Raw genomic sequence first — 22410 nt, forward strand, 5'->3', positions numbered from 1 at the left:
ATCTACCGCGGCCCGATCCGGGGCCGGCGAACGGGTTGTCGCGGCCACCCTGTCGCACCACCGCGCGGTTGTCCCGGCTTTCCCCGAACGAGCGAGGCCAGCCGCAACTCACGCCGCTCCGGTCCGCGGCGGAGCCAGGCGGGCGGTGCGTGCGGGATCGCCCCGGCCCGGGTGGCGCGTGCGACGGCGAGAGCAGCGCGGTGGCGTTCGCGCTGTTGGCGGGCGTGTTCGTCGGCGTCCGGGGTCGGGGAGTCCTCGATCGCGGGCCGGTGGGTGTCCTCGGGCTCGCGCAGCCGGTTGTAGTGCTGGCGCAGGATGGCCTCCCGCTCGGCGGCGGCCTCGTCGAGTGCGGCCTGGCGGGTGGCGGCGTTCTCGCGCATCCGGCGGCGCAGGTCCTGGTAGGCGTGGTGGTCGGCGAGCGGGGGCCGGGCCGGCTGCGCGGCGGGCCGGTCGTCGCGGCGGGTGGGCCGGTCGTCGGGGTCCTGGTCGTGCTGCACCACGGGGGCGGGGCCGACACGGACGTCGATGGCTTGGACGGTGCCGGGGCGCAGTTGCTCGAGGTCGGTGAGGATGCGGCGGGTCTGGTAGCGGAGTTGGGCGGCCCAGGCCGGGGAGTCGGCGACCACGCGCAGGCGGCGGGTGGTCGGGTCGTACCCGGCGAGGTGCCAGTGGGCGGCCGCCTCGGCGCCGACGATCGCGGGCCAGTGGTCGCGCAGGCCTCCGCCGGCGGTGCCGAGGGTCCAGCCGTGCGCGGCGACCAGGGCGAGGAACACGTCCGCGATCGGCTCGGGTTCGCGCGGGCCTCGTCGTGGCGTGGCGGTGGTCTGCCGGGTGGTGCGCTGGGCGGGGGCGTTGCCGTTGGTGCGGGCGGCCTGGCGGGCGGCGCGCAGGGCGGTGCGGGCGAGGTCGGCGCCGGTGGACGTGGTCATCAGCGGCTCCCGACGAGTTCGCGCTCACGGCGGCGGGCGGCCAGCTGCTCGCGGAAGGCGATGCCCTCGGAGTTGTCCTCAGTCATCCAGGCCGGGACGGTGACGGGGGGCAGCTCGGCGCCGTCGATCGCCCGGGGGACCTCGGGCAGGACGGGCTGGTCCATCAGCGGCGCGCACAGGCCGCACGGCAGCACGGTCCGCAGGTGCCGGTCGCAGTAGGCCGGGTGCTGTTCCTCGGCCTGGTCGGCGTGGTCGGGGGTGTCCGCCGGTGCCAGGGCCGAGGTGGTGCGGGCCTCGGCCAGGACCTGGTCCCGCGCGGCCTGGCGGCGCTTCGCGTGCCGGTGCTGGGCACCCTCGACGTGGTATGCGCAGGTCTGGCACTCGCCGCCGAGTTCCACGTCGGTGCCGGACTCGCAGGTGGGCAGGTGGCAGCCGCGCCGGACCAGGCCGCGGTTGCGTCCCGGGGCGGCGAGCCAGGCGTACGGGTCACGGATCTCGTCGCGCTCCAGGACGTACCGGCGCTCCAGGCGCTGGGCGACGCGCTCGACGTCGCCGCCGACCTCGCGGATCGCCTGGCCGACCGCCCGGGCTGCCTCCCGTTGCTGCCAGCGGTTCATCCGGTTCACCAGGTCGGGCACCAGGCGCAGGACCTGGTGGACCTCGGCGCTGACGGTCATCGGCGGCAACGCCCCGGTCTTCGGCTTCACCGAAACCGCGACCACCAACGGCGCCGGGGAGCCTGTTCTGAAAGAGCTTGATCAAGAGAGCGATCGCTCCCTGCGCAGACGAGACGGACACTTCCTGACCTGACGGTTTAGAAGAGTCCGGGTTGGGTGTACGCGGGTGGTGGGAGCGCCAGCGGATCGCTCCGCTGGGGTGGCAGTAGGCTGTTTGACCGACTGTCTTCCCGCTTCATCACGTTCTGCCCTCGGTCCCGAAGGATCGTCGGTCTTACGTACGCTCCGCGGGCGTCCTCCACGGGGGAGGCCACCCCTCTACCAGGGGCGGTTGGTGGTGCGATGCCAGCGTGGGCAGCGATGTTGCGAGCCGCGTTGATGTCGCGGTCCAGGCATAGGCCGCACTGCTGGCAGTGGTACTCCCGGTCGGTGAGGGTGAGGCGTGGGTTTTGCCATCCGCAGGCCGAGCAGGTCTTGCTGGACGGGAACCAGCGGTCGCAGACCGCGAGCTTCGAGCCGTACCAGCCCGTCTTGTAGGTCAGCTGCCGCCGAATCTCGGCGGGGGCAGCGTCGAGGATGGAGCGGTTGAGACTGGCCTTCTGCCGGACGTTGCGACCGGGCCGCTCCACGGTGCCGCGCGCCGATGCGGTCATCCCCGCCACGTTAAGGTTCTCCACCGCAACCACGGCGAACCCGGTGGCGAGCCGTTTAGTCAGCTCGTGGATACCGCTTTTCCGCCGGACAGCGACCTCGTGGTGCAGCCGGGCCACACGCCGCCTCGCCTTATCCCGCCGCGCCGAACCCTTCACAGTACGGGCGAGCGCCCGCTGCGCCTTGGCGAGGCGCTTCGCGGCGTGCCGCAGGTGCCGGGGATTCGGTACCAGCGCGGTGCCTGGGTCAGCAGCATCGAGTGGTTGGGAAAGGGCAGCGAGGACCTTGACACCAAGGTCGACGCCGACGGTGCCGCGCCCGGCCTGACGCCGGGTCGGCTTGTCGGACAGGTCCTGCTGGACCTTGACCAACACGGACGCGTACCAGCGGTGCCCGCCACGCGAGACGGTGACGGACTGCACGACGGCCTGCCCGCGGTCGATGAGCCGGGACAGGCGCTTGCCCGAGTCGTGCAGGCGGACCTCACCGAGCTTAGGCAGCCGCAGCCGCCGGTAGCCGACCAGCCGGATCCCCGGCTTACTCACATGGTGGTGCAGCCGGAAGGAATCCCGACACCGCCCCTTCTTCTTGAACCGGGGGTAACCAACCTGGCGGCCGGCCCGCGCGCCCTTGAGCGAGTCGAGCCAGTTCTTCCAGGCCGCGTCGGCATCCATGAACGCTGACTGGAAGCAGTAGGTGTTGACCTCGTGCCACCACGGGCAGATTCCGTCGGCACCGGTGCGGGAATCGCCCTTGGCCTGGTTCCAGGCCTTCTGCACCGAGGCCTTGTTCGGCAGCGAAACCTTGACCTGTTTCCGCGCGCCTTCGACCGCAACACCAGACGCCGCCAGGGCATTGACCTGGGCCCGCCACTCCTGGTGCGCGGCGACCTTTGCCGCGAGCGCATGGTTGAACGCCCACCGCGCCGCACCGGCGTACCGGGCCAGCTCAGCGAGCTGTCGCTCGGTCGGGTCCAGGGTGAACCGGAATGCGCGCAGAATCTCCTGCCGCAAGGCGCAGTTCACCCCCTCTCCGTGTCTGGGCGACTACGTTCGGCAAACCGTAGACGACTCCACTGACAGCCGACGCTCAAACGGCAAACTCCGCTGGCCACAGGCTCTCACGCCGCTCCGGCCTGCGACGGTGCCAGCCGGACCGGACGCAGCAGGATGGCCCCGGCCCGGGTGGCGCGGGCGACGGCGAGGGCGGCGCGGTGGCGCTCTCGCTGCTGACGAGCGTGCTCGTTGGGGTCGGTGACCGGGGTGTCCTCGATCGCGGGCCGGTGGGCGTCCTCGGGCTCACGCAGCCAGTTGTAGTGCTGGCGCAGGATGGCCTCCCGTTCAGCGGCGGCCTCATCGAGTGCGGCCTGGCGGGCAACGGCGTCCTCGCGCATCCGGCGGCGCAGGTCCTGGTAGGCGGCGTGGTCGGCGAGCGGAGGCCGGGCCGGCTGCGCGGCGGGCCGGTCGTCACGGCGGGCGGGCCGGTCATCGGGGCCCTGGTCGTGCTGCACCACGGGCGCGGGGCCGACGCGGACATCGATGGCCACCACGGTGCCGGGGCGCAGTTGCTCAAGGTCGGTGAGGATGCGGCGCAGGTGGAGGCGCAGCTGGACGGCCCAGGCCGGGGAGTCGGCGACCACGCGCAGGCGGCGAGTGGTCGGGTCGTATCCGGCGAGGTGCCAGTGGGCGGCCGCGTCGGCCCCGACGATCGAAGGCCAGCGGTCGCGCAGCCCTCCGCCAGCGGTGCCCAGGGTCCAGCCGTGCGCGGCGACCAGAGCGAGGAACACGTCGGCGATCGGCTGGGGTTCGCGCGGGCCCTGGGCGCGGGGCACGGCCGTCCGGACGGTGCGGGCGGCGCGCTGCGTAGGGGCGTTGCCGTTCGTTCGGGCGGCCTGGCGCGCGGCGCGCAGGGCGGTGCGGGCCAGGTCGGCCCCGCTGCCGGTGGGCTGGGTCATCAGGCGTTCACCGCCTCGCGGGCCGGCGCGGCGGCGGCCGCGCGGATCTGGTCGGCGCGGGCGCGCAGCGCCTGGACGGCTTCGAGACGCTGGACGAGCAGGTGGAGGGCGGTGTTGCGGCGGGCCTGCTCGACGGCCTCGTTGGCGGCTGCCCGGGCTGCGTGGCGGGTGGGGTGGCGGTGGGCGGAGCGCATCGCGGCGTCGTGGGCCATCTCGGCCTCGGCGTCGGCCAGCGGGGATCGGGCCAGGAGTACGAGGGCGCTGGCCCGGTACTCGGCGGCGGCGTTCTGGGCGGTGAGCAGGTCGGACGCGCGGATGCCGGACAGGTCGGTGCCGACGGGCCGGTTCCGGAGCATCTCGGCGCGCAGCTCGCCCCGGACATGGGCGACAAGGGCGTTGACGTCCTCCCGGTCGGCGAGGTCGGCGGAGCCAGCGAGCGCGAGGTCCACGCACTCGCGAATCGCGGTGCGGGTGGCCCGCACGTTCCAGCATCCGGCGCACAGGCCGGCCGCGTTCTCGGTGCCGCAGTCCTCGCACGGCAGGGCCTGGCGGGCGGCCTCGGCGGCCTTGGCCTGCGCCTCGCGGACCGCGCGGCGGGTTGTGGCCTCGGCGCGCTGCTGCTCGGCCCGCTGACGGGCTGCCACCTGCTGCTCGGCGCGCAGCATCGCGTGCCGGTGCAGCTGCTGGTCGATCACGGAGCGGCGCTCGGCGTCGGTGGTGGCGTCCGGCAGCTGGGCGACCGCCTCGCGGACGAGGGCCTGGCGGGTGGAGCGGCGGTCGGTGATCCGCTGCTCGCAGATCGTGCAGGCGGTGCCGGTGTCCAGCCGGATGCCGTCGTCGCAGGCCAGGTGGGCGCACTCGCGGCGCTGCGGCAGGCCCTTGGCGAGCAGCCAGCCGAGGGGGTCGGTGATCAGCGCGCTGCCGTCCTGGTCGCGCAGCCGGAACGTCAGCCGGTCCGCCAGCGCGGCGTGGGCGTTCCCGCTGCCGGTCCAGGCGCCGATCCGGTCCAGCTCGGCCCGTACGGCGGCCACGATCCGCCGCCGCAACCAGGCCCGGTCTAGCCGCGCCCACAGGCACTCCACCGGGGCCAGCACCTGGACCAGGTCCTGCGGCGGCTGCGGCACCGCCGCCCGGCGACGGCTCTGCCGGGCCGAGACCGCCTGCTCCTGGTCGTGCTCCTGGTCGTGGTCGTGGTGGGTGATGACGTGGGGGTTGGGCTTGTCCCCGCGCAGCGGGCCACCCGCACCACCGCTGACCGTCAGCGGGGCACCGGCCGGGGCAGCCGAGGCGGGACGGGCGTGCTCCTCGCGCGCACCCGCGCGCTCCGGCCGACGGTGGGTCACCCCAACGGCGGCTTCGCCGGAAAAGCCACCATCCACAGCAACTTCACCCACTACGTCAGCCACAGGAGAGTGAGAGGTGTGAATGGGGGTCGTATCGTCCAGGTCTGAAACTTCGGCCTCGACAGCCTCCTTCGTATCGCTGACCTGCGGCTTCTGCTCAGTCACAGGGGCCCCAACCGGGGGGGTCGTGACGTCCAGGCCGCTGACGGAACCAGGAGCGGTCTTCCTGGCGGCCTCCCGGTGCACCGAAGCAGCCTGCTCCGCCGGTACGGCCCGGTGCGCGGCCGCCACCGCGGGCAGCATGAGCCGCGACCGCGACAGCAGGCCGCTCGCCCCACGGCGCGGCCGCTCCACCAGCCCGGCCTCCGCCAGCCGCGCCAGCACAGGCACCGCCCCGGCCGGTGCGCAGCCCAGCATCCGCGCCAGGGTCACCGCCGGCCGACCGATCTCGGTGTCCACCTTCCCCCCGCACAACCGCACCCGCCCGTGCTCGTTCGCGTCCAGTACCAGCAGCAGCGCCCCCAGCCGGTCCGTGGCGGCCCCCCGACCAGTCCGCCCGGCCAGCGGCCCGCCCTCGGTCACCCGGCCATCCCGGTGCGCCCAGCCCGGCGCGAACAGCGCCTCGACCAGGCCGTGCAGCACCGCGAACTCCTTCTTCGTCAGGTTCAGCGAATGCCCCGCGACCCCCTGGGCCGCCAACAGCGCGCTGACCCGGCACTCCAGCGCCTGGTCATCGTCGCCGTCGCCCTTGAAGGTCTCCACCGAGACTGCCCCGCTGGCACGCAGCTGGCGCACCACGGCCTTCATCCGGCCTGCGGACAGCCCCAGCCACCGGCCGAGCTCCGCCTTGCGGATCACCACCGAGCCGGTCTCCTTCGGCGTGCGCGACATCAGTACCACCGCTGCCAGCCGCACCGGATCTGGAGCACCGGCCAGGCCCGGCTCGGCCAGCAGCGCCCGTACCGCGCTCCGCAGCCGCGACCGCATCACCTCCGTCAACGTCAACGGCGCCAACACCGGACGCGACCCCGACGCCGGCTCCGACGGCCCGGGCGCCGACTCGACCGGCGCGGCGGACCGCCGACCGGGAACCACCGGACCGGCTTCCTCGGCCGCGGCCTCCCAGACCCGGTCGACCTCAGCCAGGTCGGACTCGGGCCAGTCCTGGCCGTACTCGTCGTCGTACGGCTCCTCGACCGGCGCCTCCCACAACGAGACGTCATCCACCTGCCCGGCCGGGCTGACGAACATCGTCTCCGCCGCGTCCGGGAGCGGGCACTCCTCCCACGACCCGGCGGACCGCTGGCCGGGAACCACCGGCACGTCCGGAATCCCATGGTTCGGACCCGATCGTGTGACACCCAGAGCCTCACCCGGACGAGTGATGTGCGTCACATTGTCGACAGCGCGCGCGGTGGGTTCGACAACCGGTCCGTGAACCGGTCCCTGGACGAATGCCAAGGCAGCACGGGGGGAGGAGAGATCTCCCCCCTCCCCCCCGGCATCGTCCGAGCTCAAACCGGGGACACCACCGTCGGCGGCGGGGACACCACGAGACTGGAAAGGCCCATTGACCTGCGGCAAAATGGCAGACGCCTCCTACTTGGACCTGCGTGTGCAGGTAGGTGGACGCGCCCCGCGAGAGCGGGACACGTGAGCGGACCCCTCGGGGACCGCGAAGGCCGGCCCCTCACGGGACCGGACAAAGCCCCCTCACAGGGGCGGAACTGGATCGGCGACCTCCTCTCGTGGGCGGATGTGGATCTGGTTTGCAGCCGAGGCCCCGGCAAGGGCCCCGACTGCGGGTACTGCGACCGGCCTTGGATGACCGGTGGTGGTGCTTGGTTCTGGTGAACCGGTAGTGCCGCTGGTGTTCGGTTGGAAGCCGATCCCCCAGCAACCCGCTCGACGGTTTGGAAGCCCGAGAGCGGGGTGAAGCAGGTGCCGCGGTCTGGGGTGGAAAGTCCCGGAGCGGCTGGGCGGAGCAGGACCCGTGGAAAGGTCAGGTCCCGCCGACAACGGCTAGGTCACCGCGCACCCCCGTACGGGGGCAGCGGGCCTGCCGCACACAACGACGACGGCACCCCGCCGGAGCGAGACCCGGGACTTCCCGGTCGACTCCACGGCGGGGTGCCGCGCGTATGAGGGGGTGCCACTGCGGGTACCCTGCATCACGTCACCACCCTTTACGTGGCTGACCGGGACGGGCCCCTGGCCGGGCGCCGATCCACTTGAACGCCGTCCGGACCCTCGGGTCCGGGCGGCGAAGTCGTTTTGGATCACTGTCGAGGCCAGACTACCCCGAGGAGTAGCCACGAGTTCGCCGTGGCGATTCGTCATGCTGATGCCGCGTTCATTGCCCCAAAGTCCTCTCGTGCTGCGACTCGGAGAGCTTCCAGGACTGCCTGCGTTGTCCAGTGGCCAGCTGCGCCGGGCCGGGTGGCGAGGTAGTGGGCAGAGCGCTCCAGAGACCAGCCGTGAGCTTCGGCGAGGCCAGTAGCGAAGTTCGCCAAGTAGGCGACGGAAGGGGCGCTAAGTTCGGCGTCAGCGAGGTGCCAGGGAGCGGTGAATGTGAAGACAGGGATGCCTTCGATTCCTCCGGGACAGACCAAGGTCTCGTACCGGCCTGGGCCGAGCTGGTCGCGGCCAGCGGCGAGCGCCTGGGTGAGGTCGAGATCTGCCCCGGGTTCCCGGTGCATCTCCTGGGCGGCGATGTCCGAGAACTGCTGCTCGGTGACGAGGTAGGCCCGAGCGGGCATCTCGCTGGCTTGGGCGGGATCGTAGAAGCCCATGCCGCCGGTCCAGACCAACGATTGTCCCGCGAAGTAGAGCAGGCCGGGCAGTAGTACTGGGGCCTGCTGCTCCGGCAGCCGGCGGTCACGGCAACCCGGGTAGGTCCGGGCCCCGCCGGGCGGGCGGCCACCGGCGATGTAGTACTTCAGCCGGTCGGCGTGCATGTTCGACCCGTACGCCGCATACCAGACCAGACCTTTGGTGCCCGCATTGTCAGCCAGAGGCTCCGCTCGGCGGGCGTGGGTGGCTGGTGGCGCGGACACAGTCTGAGCGTCGCTGCTGATGGCCTGTCGGGCGCTATCCATCTGGTGCGACGGTAGCTGCTGGTAGACCTTGTTGTAAGCGGCCATCAGACCTCCATTTCGTACACGATCAGGTGGCGGTCGCCGGGGGCAATGGTGACCATGGCGCGGACCGGGGCCGTGGCTCCGTACCCGATGCGGACATGTTGGATCACGGGGGTGCCCACCGGGAGTTGGAGAATGTCGGTTTCCTCGGGCGTGGGCATCCGCGTGCTGATCTCATCGCGGACGCTGGTCTGGGGATGGCCGATGTGGCGTAGCACGCCGCCGGGGACCGACAGTTCCCGGTCTTCGTCCAGCAGCGTTCCCCGGGCGATCGTGCCGGGGAAGTAGCTGGTGGAGAGCTGGAACGGTTCGTCGTCGACCCAGCGGACGCGGGCTCGCTTGACGACCTCGTCGCCGGACATGATCCGCAGCCACTCTGCGATCTGCGGTTCAGCCGGCTCCACGGTCTTGACGATCGTCTCGCGGGGCTCGCGGCCAGCGTCCTTGATCGCAATGGCCCAGTCGTCCAGTGCGTGGGAATCGCGGCGGCGGCCACGCTCGAACTCGGACAGATTCCAGGTGATGCGCCGGATGGCTCGTACCCGGCGACGACCGCCCTGTTCACCGATGACGAGGCCCTCGGTCTTGAGGATGTCCACTCCTGCGGTCGCCGTCTTCGGGGAGACGTTGAACCTGGCCGCGAGCTCACGGCCGGTAGGCAGTACCTGGCCAGGGCGCAGCGCGCCGGAGCGGATCTGCTCGCGGAGAGCGTCGGCGATGCCCCGGGCAGTGCCCCGGCTCGTCTGATCTGTCGCAGTCATGGACACAAGGTACCTGATGATCCGTGACTTTAGTACCTAACTCGCTCGACTTGGATGCGTTCAGGCAGCGGCGATGCCACCTTGTCACCCTTGCGGCGAAGACTTTGGTGCCGAGCCAGAAAACTTGAGTACCAAAGCGCTTGACGAGTAGTCACCAACCTGCGTACGGTTCTCAACGTCACCGAGACTTAGGTACCAAAGTTTGGGTCTTTGGTGGCACATGAGTACCACCGGCAAAACAGCGGTTGTCACCCGCCTTCGGGCGGTGGCGGTCACTTCGGTGACAAGGGGTCGATGCCCTAGCTCCCCCACGTCGGACAGCTGTACCGAATAGCAACACCGAACGACCTTTGAGCAGTGCTGCTGCACTGCCTGTCCGCCAGGACCCCCGGCAACGGGCCAGCCCTGGCGGGCGGAGAGAGCAGCAACCTCTCCCCTCTTCCCCCTCGACCTTCCCCGGGAGGCATCAGATGTCGACTTACCGCGCCCGCTCCCGCCGCACCTACGGCTGCGAGCCGATTCAGCTCAGCAAGCTCAACCCGGCCGACATCAACATGTGCCCCGGCGTCCAGCTCTCCATCGTCTGCCGTGAGTGCCACAGCTGGCACCGCGTCGTCGGTAAGACCGACCTCAAGGTGATCCAGCACGGACGCGACAACGGGGAGCGTTGCCCCGGCGGCAACCGGCAGGTCCAAGCCGACCTCACCCCGGAGCGCTGGTTCGCCAACCTCCGGCGCCAGGAGCTGGACGCGCTGCCGGCGGAGACGCGCCGCGCGGCCCGCCAGCACTACAAGCCACTGCCCGCCGTGCCCGGCCCGGTCCACCTCATGGCCACCCCCCGGCCGGCCGTCGAGCACACGGCGAGCGAGCGCACCGAGCAGTGGAAGAAGCTGCAGCCCGCCGTCAAGGACACGAACGACCGGCGGGCGGATCCGCTCAGCGGCGCCATCGGCCCGATCCGCGGCATCGAGGCCCCGAGGACCACGCTGCGTCCCGCCGCCTGATCCATCGCCAGCACGAACTGCCACGGCCGTCGCCCACCCCAGCACCACGGGGTGGGCGACGGCCGTGGCACGCCCGTACAGCAACCACCGCAGCGACACCGACCACGAGGAGATCGCGATGCCCGACACCCCCAGCCAGACGGTCGCCGAGGTCTACACCTGGTACTCGACCGTCCTGCGGGACCTGGTGCAGGACCTCATGGACGAGGCCGGCCTGGACACCGCCAGCGACACCGTCGACGACCTGTGCGGAGACCTGTGGCTGCACGCGGCGGAGCTCGCCTGCACCGGCCGCTCCTTCACCGAGCTCCTGGACACGCTGGACGTCAACGCTGAGATCCTCGTGGGCCGCCTCCACAACCGGCCGCCGGTGACTGCAACGGGCCGGCTCGACACCGCCGCCGACCCGACCGACGTCGCCGAGATCGCGACCGACGCGGTGGACCGCACCGACCATGGGCCGCTCCCCCGCCCCCGGAGCCGGTGGGTCCTCGCGCACCTGAGCACGCTGCATTCCGCCGCCTGACCCACCAACAGCACGAACGACCACGGCCGTCGCCCGACCCCGAGCACTACGGGGTGGGCGGCGGCCGTGGCTGCTCGTACAGCAGCCAGAACGCAGATGACGGCCCCGGGATTGCGCCCCGGGGCCGTCGCCGGTCGCACCACCCAACCCGTAGAAGACGAGAGGACACGACCGTGACCACCATGATGGCACTCTCCGTCGACACCACCCAGGTGAGCAGCGGCACCATCGACGACCTCTACACCCGCTACTCCTGCCGGCTCCTCGCGGCCGCGACCGAGCGGCTCGCCGCCATCAGCCCCTCCGCCGTCGAGCTCGACGAGGACGTCACCCAGGACGTGTGGACGCACGCCGTCGAGTACGGCCTGCCCGACGGCATGCGCGGCCTCGACGCCCTCCTGTTCCTCCTCGACCACATGGTCGCCCGCGCCAGCCGCCAGCGACGCGAGCACACGGCCGGCATCGCCCGCCCCGCCCGCCGCACCGCCGACCCCATCGACCTCGACGCGCTCGCCGACACCATCCGCGTTGCCCCGGCACCGGCCCGCCCGCTCTGCCCGGCCACGGCGAGCCGCGCGTTCGACGGCCTCCGCGACCTGCCGTTGGCCGGGTGATCGCGATGAGCCTCTCCGACAACGCCGCCGAGCTCCAGCGTCAGATCGCCGCCCAGCAGGCCGCCTTGGAGGCGCAGCGCGCCGCCGAGCGGCAGCTCGCCGAGCAGCTGCGCCAGCAGCAGGGAAGTGGGCAGTGACCCGCACCGACCCCACCGCCTGCCGCTCGTACGGCGGCAGTAACGGCAAGGGCAGCAAGCCCGCCGACCCGAACCCGCCGATCACCTCGAAGAAGGGCGGTGGCCGGTGAGCAGCCCCGAGGACCAGGCCCGGACGAAGCGGCAGATGGACGAACTGTTGCGCCGGGCCCGCGAGATGCACCAGCGCGCGCAGGCCGAGAAGGCCGGCGGACAGCAGCAGTAGCCAGCACCCAGCGACGACACGAGAAGGGACCGCCCGTGAGGACGACCGAGGAGTACGACGCCTGGCAGGCCGGGCTGGAGCAGATGCACCGCGACTACGAGGAGGCCGACCAGGCCGAGTACGCGGCCTACACGGACGAGCTCGACGCCCGCGACGCCCAGTCCTGACCGCATCGGTCGGTGTCGTTCGCCGCCGCGCCCCGCCCCCACCAGCACGGGAGCGGGGCGCGGCGGTGTTCGACGGTGCCCGACGCACCGTGCTCACAGAAAGGGGCCGTGATGGCCAACGAGAAGGACCCGAAGCAGCAGTCCCGTGTGCGCATCAACCTCACCGGTAAGGCCGGCGGCAAGGACGTGAGGCCGGCCTCCCGGGTCCGCATCAACCTCACCGGCAAGGCCGACAAGAAGTAGCCCGCCGGTTGTTGTCGTTCGCCGCCGCGCCCCGCCCCCACCAGCACGGGAGCGGGGCGCGGCGGTGTTCGACGGTGCCCGACGCACCGACCCGATCACGAGGAGGACCTCCGTGTTCCGTCTGATCCGCACCAGCACCTGGACGACGTTCCAGCGCCGTCTGCTCGACCTCGAGTGCGAGCTGGCGGAGGCCGTCACCATCCTCGCCGTCCAGGCCGCTGGCTGGACGCCGCCCGAGCCGCCGGTCGACGGCGACCTGCCCGCGGTCCTGCGTCACGTCGACGCCGGTGCGCGCGAGGAGGCCGTCTGCCGGGCCGCCGACTTCGCCGAGCGGAGCTTCGACCCGGACAACGTGCTCGGCCTGGCCATGACCGAGCGCTGGACCGGCTACCCCGATGGCAGCGCCGTCCACCACCTCGGCGCCGACCGATGGCTGCACTACCACCCCGGCCGCACCAAGCTCCGCACCGGCCGGGCCCACTACTTCCCGGAGTGCGAGCGGATCTGCCTGATCGGCAGCCGCAGCGCCCGGGACGTGGAGCCGGTGGCCAGCCTGCCCGCCCTGTTGGAGCTGCTCGGCGGCACCTACATCAACTATCGCGCTGGCCAGCCGGCCTGACCAGCGGGACTGGAGAGGAGACCCCAATGTTCGAGCGCTTGCGCCGCGTCATCTCCGACACCCTCACCGAGCTCCGGGGCCACCGGGAGCTCACCCGCGACATCAAGGCCCAGATCGCCGGCGGCGACCAGGAGGCCGCCGAGACCTTCCGCACCGGCACGCTGCGCGCCGCCCTCACCTGGCGCGGCTGCTGCGCCCGGGGCGAGGAGGTCGCCCGCTACGTCCGGCTGGTGATGGACGCCGACGGCACCGCCGACCGCGTCGCCTGGCTCCACCGCTGACCCGCGTTCCCCGCGCCCGTATATAGAGGAGGAGCCCGCCGTGGCTGCCCGCACCCGCACCCCCGCCCGCCGCACCAGCGCGGCCAAGCCCGCCGCCCCGACGACGAAGACCGCCCCGGCCGACACCGCCGTGCCCGCCCCCCGCGACCCGGCCGCCGAACTGGCCGCCGCTGACGCGCTGCTGGACGCGGCCCGCACCGAGGCCGAGCAGCTGCGTACCGCCGCGCAGGCCGACGCCGACCAGCTGCTCGCGCAGGCTCGCGAGCAGGTCGCCCAGGCCGAGGCGCGGGCGGAGCAGATCCGGGCCGAGGCCGACGCCGTGCTGGCCGGCGCCGAGCAGCAGGCGACGGCGGCGACCGCCGACCTGGAGCACCAGCTGGCCGGCGCCCGCGAGGAACTCGCCGACGCCATCCGGCGGCGCACCGCCGCCGAGCAGGCGGTCGCCCGCCTGACGGCGCTGACCGAGCAGCAGGTCCAGGCCGCCGAGGACACGGTGGCCCGGGCCCGCACGATCGCCGACGGCGAGCTGACCGCCGCCGAGCAGACGGTGGCCCGGCGCCGCCAGGCCGCCGAGAAGCTGCAGTCCGAGGCCGAGGCCGAGTACGACCGGATTGTGGCCGCCGGCCGCGACCGGGCGCAGCAGATCGTCGCCGAGGCCGAGCAGGTCAAGGCGCAGGCTGAGCAGGAGGCGCGGGCCACGGCGGAGCACGCCGAGCACCTGGTCGCCGAGGCCAAGCAGCGCGCCGAGCACTTGGTCGCCGTGGCCGAGGCCGACGCGAAGGAGCGGCGGGAGACCGCGGCCCGGATGCGCGAGGAGGCCGAGACCGAGGCCGCCGAGCTGCGCGAGCAGGCCCGCAGCGAGGTCGACGAGGCGAAGGAGGCGGCCGCCCGGCTGCTCGACGACGCCCGCGGCCGCGTCGCGGACCTGACCGCCGAGGCCGAGACCGAGGCGGAGCAGCGCCGCGCGGAGGCGGACCAGGTCCTGGACGCTGCCCGCGCGCAGGCCGAGGAGGACGTCGCCGAGGTGATGGCCCGGGCGCAGGCCCAGGCGTCCGGCGTGGTCGCGAAGGCCGAGACGGAGGCCAAGGAGCACCGGGCGCAGGCCAAGACGGAGGCCGACGCGGCGGTGGCCCGGGCCGAGCAGCGGGTGCGCGAGGTGCTGGCCGAGGGCGCTCGTCAGCACGCCGAGGCGCAGGCCCGGGTGGACGCCTGCCGGGCGGAGGCCGCGAAGGCCGAGGAGCTGATCGAGCGCCAGCGGGTGCGGGAGGACCGCACCGACACGTGGGGACCGAAGATCGCCCTGTGGGCGACGATCACCCTCACCGCGTCCGGCGAGTTCGAGCTGGCGCAGCTGGCCGGCTGGCCGTGGTGGGTGGCGTGGGCGCTGCCGCTCGGCATCGATGTCTACGTCGTCCAGGCGTTCCGCCGGCACCGGGACGTGCCCGGCGCGCTGATCCTGATGGTGCTGGCCAACGCGACCTACCACCTGGCCAACGCCGGGCTGATCGGCGTGGTGAAGGCCGGCCCGGACAAGGGTCACGCTCTGTGGTGGCTGATCGTGGGCGTCGCCGCCATCGCCCCGTGGGTGATGTGGCGCCTCCACAAGATCACCGACAAGGGGAAGCACGGCGAGAACGGCGGCGGTGAAACCGCCCCGGCCGCCGGGGTCCGTGAGAGCGCGGAAGTCGCCGGGGCCGCTCTCACCGAGCCGGGCGCAGCGGTTTCACCGCTCTCACCGGTCGACCCGTTCGACCCGCGAGAGCCCGGCATCTCCGAAACCGACCCGGCTGAAAGCTGGAACGGTGAGAACGGCCGTCCGATGAGGCTCGTTGAAAGCGGCCCGACCGCCGCTGAAAACGCCAGGTCGGACCGTGAAAGCGGCCGTGAAAACGGACGCGGCGCAGCGCTGGTCAAGCGCGGCGGTGAAAGCGGAAAGCGCCCCTCCGCCAGCGAGGCGGAGATCGAGGCTCAGGTCACCTCGCTGGTGACTCTCATGATCCGCCGTCAGGGCGCGGACACGGTTTCACTCGACGAGGCGATCAAGCTCACCGGCAAGAGCCAGGCCACCGCCTGGCGCCGCCTTGAAACCGCCCGCGAGCGCTACGCGCAGACCGGCTGAGAACCGGACCGCTTCCACCGCTGCCAGCAGCGCGGCGAACGGGTCGCGGCCCAGCGCAGCCAGTCACGGAGAGCAACACCACGTCGGTCTCTCCGGTGGCCACCAGGGCGCGGGATTCGCCCTGGTGACCGCCGAAGGTGCCGAGGCACCGAGCACCACCCTATGACCCGTGCATCCGGCCGGAGCCCGGGTCGACACCTTCCCCCTCAGCGTGTGAAAGGACGGCCACCGTGGCCTACGACGACGACACCAACGACTTCGGATGGAAGTCCGACCAGCTGCTCGCCCCCGGCGGGATGGCCATGTACACCGACCAGATCCGGGCCATCTTCCGCGACCACCGGGACGACTTCCGCGCCTTGGCCAACGACCTCCAGGGCGACCTCAAGCACAACCCGCCCGCCGGCGACAACAAGCTCCAGGCCGGCTACCACGCCTGGAAGACCGCCCGGCTGCTCCACCAGATGGAGGGCCACGCGCAGGCGATCATCACCCTGGCCGCGAAGCTGCGCGCCACCTACCAGGACATCTACGTCGAGCTGCCTAAGCGGCGTGAGGCGAAGGCCGAGGCCAAGGCGCTGGAGAAGTCCGGCCGGGGCGCGCAGGTGGCCCGTACCGCGGGCAACGTCAACGACCTGGTCCGCCAGATGGCGGCCCACGCCACCGGGCAGGGCGGCGAGCAGGCCGGGCAGCCGGCGGCGGGTGTGCCCGCGCAGCCCGCCTACCCGCCGGTCTTCGACATGTTCAAGACGGGCACCGGCCAGTGAGCGGCACGGCGCTCGACAAGGCGGCGCGCCAGGCGGTGGAGCGCCGCCTGGCGAACCTGACGAAGTTCTACAAGGACCGCCAGGACGCCGCGAAGAGCGACCAGGAGCTCGCCGCAGTGGTGCTCGACCGGGCCCGCGCGATCGCGAAATTCGCCGAGAAGAACGGCGATCCGACCAAGTGGTACGCGCTCGCCCAGTACCTCGACGCCTGGTGCAACCAGCACGGAGGGTGACCGGGGCGGGCCCCGAAATCATCATCATCACCGGCTCCGCGAGCTCATCACGGGGCCCCAAGGCCCGCGCGCGACGCGCGCGCGCGAGGTTCCCAGACCAGTGACTGACTGTCAACATCGAGAGGAGGGCGAGTTGAGCGACTCCGACGACGGAAACGTGGTCACCCTGCACCCCCGGATCGGTCTGCGCCCGCCCATCGGGCCGACCCCGAACACCCCCGCGCCGGCACCTCCCCCGGCGCTCGCGGCACCCGCTGCCCCGGCCGCGCCGCCCTCCTTCCCCCAGGTCCGCCACCGCCGTGCGGCGGCCCCGGCCGTCCTTCCGGCGACCCTGCCGGAGAGCACCGCCGGGGGCGGGGAGACGGCCGTCGCCACCCCCTCCGCCTCCCCCGCGCCGGGCGGGGGAGGCGGCCCGGCCCCGGTCCGCGACACGGTCGCACTGTCGATGGTCACCTTCGCCGCCATCGCCCTCGCGGCGGCCCGCGGCACGGCCGGCGTCGCGTCCTGGATCAAGGCCCGAGCCGGCCAGGTGAAGGAGGCGGTGGCGGAGAAGGCGAAGGACGCCAAGGCCGCCAAGTCCTCCACCACGGCGGGCGGCGGCCGGGTCCAGTCCGGCCCGGAGTGGGGCCAGCAGGCCCGCCAGCGCCAAGGCACCGCCGGAGGTTCCGGCGGTGGTGGCCGTTCCGGCGGCAGCGGCGGCCAGGCCGGCCGCGGCTCCGCCCAGGTACCCGCCACGTTCCGCTCCAGCCAGACCGGCCCCGGCAAGGGCGGCGACCGGCTCGGCGCGCAGCAGCGCGGCCCGGGCGGCAAGACGGGAGGCGGCCCGGACCGGCCGAGGCCGGACGCCAGCCTGGCGACACGGGCCGGCCGCTCGCCCGGCCGGGGCCGCGGCCTGGCGGACCGCCAGCGCGACGAGACCGGTGCCACGCCGGACCGGTCGAAGCGCAAGAAGGACAAGGACGGCAGGAACACCGACGGCAAGTCCGGCGCCAACGGGAAGGACAGCACCGGCTCGGGCGGGTCGTCCGGTTCCAAGAAGGGCGCCGGCTCCGGCGGCTCGGCGGCGGGCGGCTCCACCGCTGGGTCGAAGAAGAGCTCCGGCGGCTCGTCCAGCACCGGCTCGGGCGGGTCGTCCGGTTCCAAGAAGGGCGGGGGCTCGGGCGGTTCCACCAGCGGCAGCAAGAAGCGCGGCACCGGCAGCGGGTCGGGCTCGGAGCCGGGGCGGCGCACCACGCTGGGCGAGGCGATCAGCGAAGAGGCCGAGCGGCGCCTCGACAAGCGCCGCAAGAACCACACGCCGGTCTGGCGCGCGCCGAAGAAGCGCAAGCCCAAGTCCAAGAAGAAGAAGGAGGAGAAGAAGCCGACGGCGGCCACCGGGTCCGGCACGCCGAAGATGACGACGGCCAGCTCCACCAAGGCCGGGGTGAAGCCGCCGACCAAGGGCAAGGCGCCCGGCGCCTCGACGACCAAGGCGACCACCGCGAAGGCGAAGAAGACCAAGACCGCCAGGTCGGGCAAAGGCCCGGGGGTGTACGTGAAGCGGGCAGCGGCGAAGGCCAAGGCCGCCTGGGCCAAGCGGCCGAAGCGCGGGGCCAAGGGCCCGGCCTCCGGTCCGGCCGCAGGCGGCCCGTCCGCGACGGGAACCGCGTCCGCGAAGGCCGGGACGCGGGCCCGCTGGGAGCGCACCAACGCCCGCACCTCCGCCACCGGCTCCACGGCGGGCGCCAGGTCGTCGGGCACGTGGACCGGGACGGGGCCCTCGGCCCACCGGGGCCGGGCGACCCGGCCGCCCGGGATGGTCCACGAGACCACGATCACCCTGGAGCGCATCCCCAAGCAGCCCCCGCCGCCCGACCCGCCCGCCGCCCTCCCCGCCTCCACCGGGTCCGCCCCGGTGACCGGCGGGGGCGGCCCGACCACCGCCGTGAGGAACCACATGACCGCATCCGTCGAGGTTTACGCGCCGTCGGCCGACTCCGAACTGAACATCTACGACCTGGTGGAGGCCGACGAGGCCGCCGCCGAGGAGATCCTCGACCGCGTCGACGAGGCGAAGGAAGCCGCGTCGGCGTGCGAGGACCTGGAGCACCACCTGGAGAACCTCAAGGCCCAGGTGATGCAGTTGAAGATCCCCGGCCGCCTGCTCGGCTACTGCAACCGGCTGCTGGAGAAGGCCGGCCGGGTCAAGAGCGAGGCCGAGGCCCTGGCCGCCGCCCTGCCGGCCGCGTCCGAGGCCATCAAGACCGCCGCCGACAACGCGGCTGCCAAGCACCGGCGGCCCGCCGACGTCACCCGTGACCACGGCTACGCCGCTCCGGCCGAGACCGACTACCACAAGGAGTAGAGCGCGTGTCCGACCTGCTGCCCGCTACCCGCCAGGCCGTCGGCGCCGCCGTCGAGGTCGTCGCCGACGGCGTCCGCTACGGCATCCTGATCGCCCGCCTCGCCAAGGCGGGCCTGGCCCTGCGCCACATGGCCGCCCTGGCCAAGTCCACGTTCGAGTACGTCGGCGACTGCGCCGCGTCCGTCGACCAGCTCGCCGAGATGGCCTCCGGCATGGACGTCGACGCCGGCACCGTCGCCGAGCACCACGAGGCCGCGAACATCATGCGCGGCGCGCTCGCCAACGCCACCACCATGGCCCAGGAGTGCGAGGAGATGTCGTCGCTGTTCGACGAGGCCTCCGCCGCGCACCAGGCCGACTACGGCGCCGTCGCCGAGGCGTTCCAGAACATGCCCGTCGAACCGGCCAACCGCGAGTTCTACGCCAACCGCTGACCCGCCCTCACCGCCCCGCCCGCTGCCCGGCACCGCGTACCTGCGGTGCCGGGCAGCGCCGCACCCGCACCCGGAAGGACCGCCCCCGTGGCCCGCGACAGCCGCGACACCACCAAGCCGCAGACCCTGCCCGCCCGCCTGCTGGCCGCCCTCGTCGTCACCGCCGGCGCCGTGTGGCTGCTCGGCGAGCTCTACGCCCGCCTCACCCACTGAGAGGAGAACCCGCCGTGCCGAAGCTCGACCGGGCCCGCCACCTCGCGGGCCGCGCCGCCACCGCGGCCGGGGCCGCAGCCCTGACCGCCAGCATCTTCACCCCGCACGTGCTGCCCGTCGCGACCCCGGTCGTCCTCGGCACCACCGCCTTGTCCGCCGCCGTCTCCATCCAGCCCTGGCGGCGCAGCACCCCCGGCGTCCTCAGCGCCCTGTACGCGACGCCGTCCGCGATCCTGCTCGGCGAGATGGTCGCCTTCCGGATCATCCCGGGCGTGCACTGGGGCGAGGGACTGGCCGTCGCCGTCTGGGCGGGCGTCACCTGGTGGCAGCGCCCCTCCCACCTGGCCCGCGAACTGGTCCGCCCCAGCGCCGCCGTCCCGGCCACCCCGGACTACCGGCCGCAAGACCTGGTGCCCACCACGCCGGCGGAGCACCTGGTGTGCTCCTGGGCGCAGTGGGCGCAGATGGACCGGTCCCCGGCAGCTGGCACCTTCCTCGAGCACGCGGCGGTCGAGGGCCGCACCGAATGGCGGGCGCAGATCGTCGCCGAAGGCGGCCGCCCGGTACCGGACATCCCGATCGCCGCGATCTCGGCGATCACCAACATCCCCGAGGAGTTCATCTCCATCAAGCCGGTGAAGGGCCACGGCGCCGGCCGCCGCCAGCTGGTCGTCACCGAGCGCACCGGCGCCGACGTCGCCCAGCAGGAGATGGACCCGTTCACCCGCTGGGAGAAGGAGATCGCCCCCGGCGCCATGCCCCACTCCCAGCTGATCGCCATCCGGCGAGGCAACACCAAGACCGGCGAGATGGAAGAGGTGCTGCGCCCCGAATGACCACCACCATGGCCCCGGCGCCGCTCGGCCTGGACGTCGACGTCATGGAGCTGGAGGTCCAGGTCCCTCCCGGCAAGCTCCTCACCTACGATCTGCGGGCCCTGGCCTCCTCCCTGGAGATCCTCGACACCTCCTGCATGGCGGTCGAGACGGACGGCCTCACCCGCGCCCTGGTCACCATCTACCGCGACCCGCCGCTGGAGAAGCTGGAGCCGGTCCGCGGCGAAGACCTGGTGATCGACGCGCAGGGCTGGCTGACCGTGGGCCGCTACCACGACGGCCAGCCCGCCCAGATCCGCCTCTACGTCCCCGGCTCCGGGGCGCAGCGCGGCGCCCTGTTCGGCACCACCGGCGCCGGCAAGTCCCGCGCGCTGCAGCTGATCCTGGCCGCCGAGAAGCGCTCCGGGATCGTGTCCTGGCTCGCCGACCTCAAGGGCGGGCAGTCGGTCCCGGAGGCCGCCGGTCAAGTCGACTGGCGGGTCACCACCCAGGAGGGCCTGCTCGCGATGCTCCAGGCGGCGGTGCGCGTCGCCGAGGAGCGGATGCGCCGCTACGCCGCGATGGGCCGCAGCTCGTTCATCATCAACCGGCCGGACCCGCTGCTGAGCGTGCGGATCGACGAGGCGAACCGGGCGCTGGAGAAGGGCGCGCCGTACCGGGACAAGGTCGCGGCTCTGATCAAGGAGCTCGGCCGCACCGGCCGCTCGGTCGGCGTCGGCATCTCCATCGCCGCGCAGGCCTCGCACGTGGACGAGCTCGGCGGCTCCGACACCCTGCGCGGCATGCTCAAGGAAGGCGAGACCATCCTGCTGCGCTGGTCCAGCTCGATGATGCAGTCACTCGTCTCCGACGGCCTGCTGCCCCCGGGCACGCACATCGTCCCCATCCCCAAGCGCAGCGGGCCGCCGCTGCTGCGCTCCCGGTTCGCCTCCGCCCGCGGCATGGTCAAGCCCAAGCCCGGAGGCAACACCGGCGGCATGGCCTATCTCCTCGGCTCCGACCGGCCGACCGCGATGATGCGGTTCTTCCCGGTCGGCTCCATGCACGAGGTCGAGGGCCTGGACCCGCTCATCCTCGACCTGTACGGGCCGGGCGAGCCCGCCCACCTGGAGGCCACCTCGCACGAGGCCGCCGGCGCCGCGTACCTGACCCGCGACGGCGACGGCCCCGCCCACCTGGTCGAGGCCGCGAAGGAGGAGACGAAGCGCCTGGCCGAGCAGGCCGCCGCCGAGCAGAAGAACGCCAGCACCGGCAAGGCGACCGTCGCCGCCCGCATCGTCCGCGCCCTGGAGGACGCCGACGAGGACGAGGACGGCCAGCAGGCGCTCGACTTCGACGAGCTGTTCGCCGCCGTCAACGCCGACGGCGGCAAGCCCGTCGGCGCCCCGGTCCTGCGCAACAACCTCACCGCCCTCGCCAAGGCCGACCGGCTCGTCGCCCTCGGCGCCGGCCGCTACACCCTGCCCAGCTGACACCCCGCCACCCCGGTCCGGGGCAGCCCGACGCGGCTGCCCCGGACCCGTCCTGCCCTGGAGCCCCCGTGGTCGTCTCCGCGTCCCTCGCCTTCGTCTTCGGCATCATCACCGTCTTCCTCTACCGCAGCGGAGCCGTCCGCATCCTCTCCGGCCTGACCCTCATCCTGTTCGGCTTCACCCTCGCCAGCACCGGCCTGGGCCCGACCATCAGCCAGCTCCTCACCGGCCTGGTCCACCTCATCGGCAGCATCCGCGTCTGACCACCCACCACCACCGTCCGGAAGGAACCGCCGTGAACACCCGCCCCGCCCACATCCCGCTCATCACCGGCCAGGTCAGCTCCATCGAGCTGTTCCTCGCCCAGGCATCCCTCGACCCGCGCGTACGGCTCCACCCGGCCGGCACCGTCGAGGACGCCCTCACCACGCTCGCCGCCCACCGGGCCCTGATGGAGCCGCGGCTCCTCAGGGCCCTGCCCGCCGCGCCCCGGCGCCCCGAGCTGCTGCCCGGCCCGCCCCGCCAGCTCGTCTTCGTCGCCGACGAGGCCGCGCTCCTGTTCGGCCAGCCGCGCACCGGCAAGCACTCCCCCGAGGCGTTCCGCCTGATCCGCGAGATCCTCGCCGCCGGCCGTACCACCGGCCTCCCCGACTGACCATCCTCGCCACCTCGACCGTGCCCGCCGCCCACCACAGGGCGGCGGGCACGACCCGTCTACCGAAG

At 73.0% G+C, this 22410-nt stretch carries 25 protein-coding genes; 18 read left to right on the top strand and 7 right to left on the bottom strand.

What is annotated here, in order from left to right; genetic code table 11:
* Window positions 1-2 precede the first annotated feature (2 nt).
* From O1G21_RS39955 to O1G21_RS39985, 7 genes are all read right to left on the bottom strand, one after another.
* The gene (locus O1G21_RS39955) at window positions 3-929 is read right to left on the bottom strand and encodes a DUF721 domain-containing protein (RefSeq protein WP_270151600.1); all 927 of its coding nucleotides are present in this window, start codon (window positions 927-929) and stop codon (window positions 3-5) included.
* Window positions 929-1636, bottom strand: coding sequence for a hypothetical protein (locus O1G21_RS39960; RefSeq protein WP_270151602.1), 708 nt, complete (start codon window positions 1634-1636; stop codon window positions 929-931). The genes O1G21_RS39955 and O1G21_RS39960 overlap by 1 nt, the downstream gene beginning before the upstream one ends.
* Window positions 1637-1743: 107 nt before the next feature.
* The gene (gene tnpB, locus O1G21_RS39965) at window positions 1744-3282 is read right to left on the bottom strand and encodes an IS607 family element RNA-guided endonuclease TnpB (protein WP_270151604.1); all 1539 of its coding nucleotides are present in this window, start codon (window positions 3280-3282) and stop codon (window positions 1744-1746) included.
* 95 nt (window positions 3283-3377) lie between these two features.
* The gene (locus tag O1G21_RS39970) at window positions 3378-4211 is read right to left on the bottom strand and encodes a DciA family protein (protein WP_270151606.1); all 834 of its coding nucleotides are present in this window, start codon (window positions 4209-4211) and stop codon (window positions 3378-3380) included.
* A complete protein-coding gene (locus O1G21_RS39975) occupies window positions 4211-6877 on the bottom strand; it encodes a hypothetical protein (protein ID WP_270151607.1) in 2667 nt (888 codons plus the stop codon). The genes O1G21_RS39970 and O1G21_RS39975 overlap by 1 nt, the downstream gene beginning before the upstream one ends.
* 1013 nt (window positions 6878-7890) lie before the next feature.
* Complete coding sequence (locus O1G21_RS39980) at window positions 7891-8511, bottom strand: histone deacetylase (RefSeq protein WP_270151749.1); 621 nt, start codon at window positions 8509-8511, stop codon at window positions 7891-7893.
* A 185-nt stretch (window positions 8512-8696) separates the two neighbouring features.
* Window positions 8697-9455 carry a GntR family transcriptional regulator gene (locus O1G21_RS39985; RefSeq protein WP_270151608.1) on the bottom strand — a complete coding sequence of 253 codons (759 nt, stop codon included), beginning with the start codon at window positions 9453-9455 and terminating at the stop codon, window positions 8697-8699.
* A gap of 470 nt (window positions 9456-9925) precedes the next feature.
* Here O1G21_RS39985 and O1G21_RS39990 point away from each other — a divergent pair, with 470 nt between their 5' ends.
* The 18 genes from O1G21_RS39990 to O1G21_RS40075 all read left to right on the top strand — a co-directional run bounded on the left by O1G21_RS39990 (window position 9926) and on the right by O1G21_RS40075 (window position 22342).
* Entirely contained in the window at window positions 9926-10459 is a 534-nt protein-coding gene (locus tag O1G21_RS39990; protein WP_270151609.1) for a hypothetical protein, read from the top strand.
* A 64-nt stretch (window positions 10460-10523) separates the two neighbouring features.
* Entirely contained in the window at window positions 10524-10985 is a 462-nt protein-coding gene (locus O1G21_RS39995; protein ID WP_270151610.1) for a hypothetical protein, read from the top strand.
* A gap of 173 nt (window positions 10986-11158) precedes the next feature.
* Entirely contained in the window at window positions 11159-11599 is a 441-nt protein-coding gene (locus tag O1G21_RS40000) for a hypothetical protein (protein WP_270151611.1), read from the top strand.
* On the top strand, window positions 11596-11736 hold the full coding sequence (locus tag O1G21_RS40005) for a hypothetical protein (protein WP_270151612.1): 141 nt from the start codon (window positions 11596-11598) through the stop codon (window positions 11734-11736). Before O1G21_RS40000 ends, O1G21_RS40005 begins: the two co-directional genes overlap by 4 nt.
* 258 nt (window positions 11737-11994) lie before the next feature.
* Window positions 11995-12126 carry a hypothetical protein gene (locus O1G21_RS40010; protein ID WP_270151614.1) on the top strand — a complete coding sequence of 44 codons (132 nt, stop codon included), beginning with the start codon at window positions 11995-11997 and terminating at the stop codon, window positions 12124-12126.
* A gap of 111 nt (window positions 12127-12237) precedes the next feature.
* Window positions 12238-12369: a hypothetical protein gene (locus tag O1G21_RS40015; protein ID WP_270151616.1), complete on the top strand. Its 132-nt coding sequence runs from the start codon at window positions 12238-12240 to the stop codon at window positions 12367-12369.
* 112 nt (window positions 12370-12481) lie between these two features.
* Window positions 12482-12988, top strand: coding sequence for a hypothetical protein (locus tag O1G21_RS40020; protein WP_270151617.1), 507 nt, complete (start codon window positions 12482-12484; stop codon window positions 12986-12988).
* A 26-nt stretch (window positions 12989-13014) separates the two neighbouring features.
* Entirely contained in the window at window positions 13015-13269 is a 255-nt protein-coding gene (locus O1G21_RS40025; protein WP_270151618.1) for a hypothetical protein, read from the top strand.
* A gap of 40 nt (window positions 13270-13309) precedes the next feature.
* Window positions 13310-15388: a hypothetical protein gene (locus O1G21_RS40030; protein WP_270151620.1), complete on the top strand. Its 2079-nt coding sequence runs from the start codon at window positions 13310-13312 to the stop codon at window positions 15386-15388.
* A gap of 230 nt (window positions 15389-15618) precedes the next feature.
* Window positions 15619-16155, top strand: coding sequence for a hypothetical protein (locus O1G21_RS40035; protein ID WP_270151622.1), 537 nt, complete (start codon window positions 15619-15621; stop codon window positions 16153-16155).
* Window positions 16152-16388: a hypothetical protein gene (locus tag O1G21_RS40040; RefSeq protein WP_270151624.1), complete on the top strand. Its 237-nt coding sequence runs from the start codon at window positions 16152-16154 to the stop codon at window positions 16386-16388. Before O1G21_RS40035 ends, O1G21_RS40040 begins: the two co-directional genes overlap by 4 nt.
* Window positions 16389-16521: 133 nt before the next feature.
* Window positions 16522-18732, top strand: a complete 2211-nt coding sequence (locus O1G21_RS40045; RefSeq protein ID WP_270151625.1) for a hypothetical protein — start codon at window positions 16522-16524, stop codon at window positions 18730-18732.
* Between the two features lie 5 nt (window positions 18733-18737).
* Window positions 18738-19166 (top strand): hypothetical protein, encoded by a 429-nt coding sequence (locus O1G21_RS40050; protein WP_270151626.1) that lies wholly within the window; start codon window positions 18738-18740, stop codon window positions 19164-19166.
* A gap of 87 nt (window positions 19167-19253) precedes the next feature.
* Window positions 19254-19379 (top strand): hypothetical protein, encoded by a 126-nt coding sequence (locus O1G21_RS40055; RefSeq protein ID WP_270151628.1) that lies wholly within the window; start codon window positions 19254-19256, stop codon window positions 19377-19379.
* A gap of 14 nt (window positions 19380-19393) precedes the next feature.
* Complete coding sequence (locus O1G21_RS40060; protein ID WP_270151629.1) at window positions 19394-20215, top strand: hypothetical protein; 822 nt, start codon at window positions 19394-19396, stop codon at window positions 20213-20215.
* Entirely contained in the window at window positions 20212-21687 is a 1476-nt protein-coding gene (locus O1G21_RS40065) for a transfer protein (RefSeq protein ID WP_270151631.1), read from the top strand. Before O1G21_RS40060 ends, O1G21_RS40065 begins: the two co-directional genes overlap by 4 nt.
* Before the next feature lie 68 nt (window positions 21688-21755).
* On the top strand, window positions 21756-21950 hold the full coding sequence (locus O1G21_RS40070) for a hypothetical protein (protein WP_270151633.1): 195 nt from the start codon (window positions 21756-21758) through the stop codon (window positions 21948-21950).
* A 32-nt stretch (window positions 21951-21982) separates the two neighbouring features.
* Entirely contained in the window at window positions 21983-22342 is a 360-nt protein-coding gene (locus O1G21_RS40075) for a hypothetical protein (protein ID WP_270151635.1), read from the top strand.
* Window positions 22343-22410: the final 68 nt, after the last annotated feature.

Source organism: Kitasatospora cathayae (assembly GCF_027627435.1).
GTDB classification, from domain to species: Bacteria; Actinomycetota; Actinomycetes; order Streptomycetales; family Streptomycetaceae; genus Kitasatospora; species Kitasatospora cathayae.

Bases quoted from the DNA above. Each gene is read 5' to 3' on its own strand.
- O1G21_RS39990 (WP_270151609.1), top strand. From the start codon at position 9,926: ATGTCGACTTACCGCGCCCGCTCCCGCCGCACCTACGGCTGCGAGCCG.
- O1G21_RS39970 (WP_270151606.1), bottom strand. From the start codon at position 4,211: ATGACCCAGCCCACCGGCAGCGGGGCCGACCTGGCCCGCACCGCCCTG.
- O1G21_RS39985 (WP_270151608.1), bottom strand. From the start codon at position 9,455: ATGACTGCGACAGATCAGACGAGCCGGGGCACTGCCCGGGGCATCGCC.
- O1G21_RS40015 (WP_270151616.1), top strand. From the start codon at position 12,238: ATGGCCAACGAGAAGGACCCGAAGCAGCAGTCCCGTGTGCGCATCAAC.
- O1G21_RS39955 (WP_270151600.1), bottom strand. From the start codon at position 929: ATGACCACGTCCACCGGCGCCGACCTCGCCCGCACCGCCCTGCGCGCC.
- O1G21_RS40065 (WP_270151631.1), top strand. From the start codon at position 20,212: ATGACCACCACCATGGCCCCGGCGCCGCTCGGCCTGGACGTCGACGTC.
- O1G21_RS39980 (WP_270151749.1), bottom strand. From the start codon at position 8,511: ATGCACGCCGACCGGCTGAAGTACTACATCGCCGGTGGCCGCCCGCCC.
- O1G21_RS40025 (WP_270151618.1), top strand. From the start codon at position 13,015: ATGTTCGAGCGCTTGCGCCGCGTCATCTCCGACACCCTCACCGAGCTC.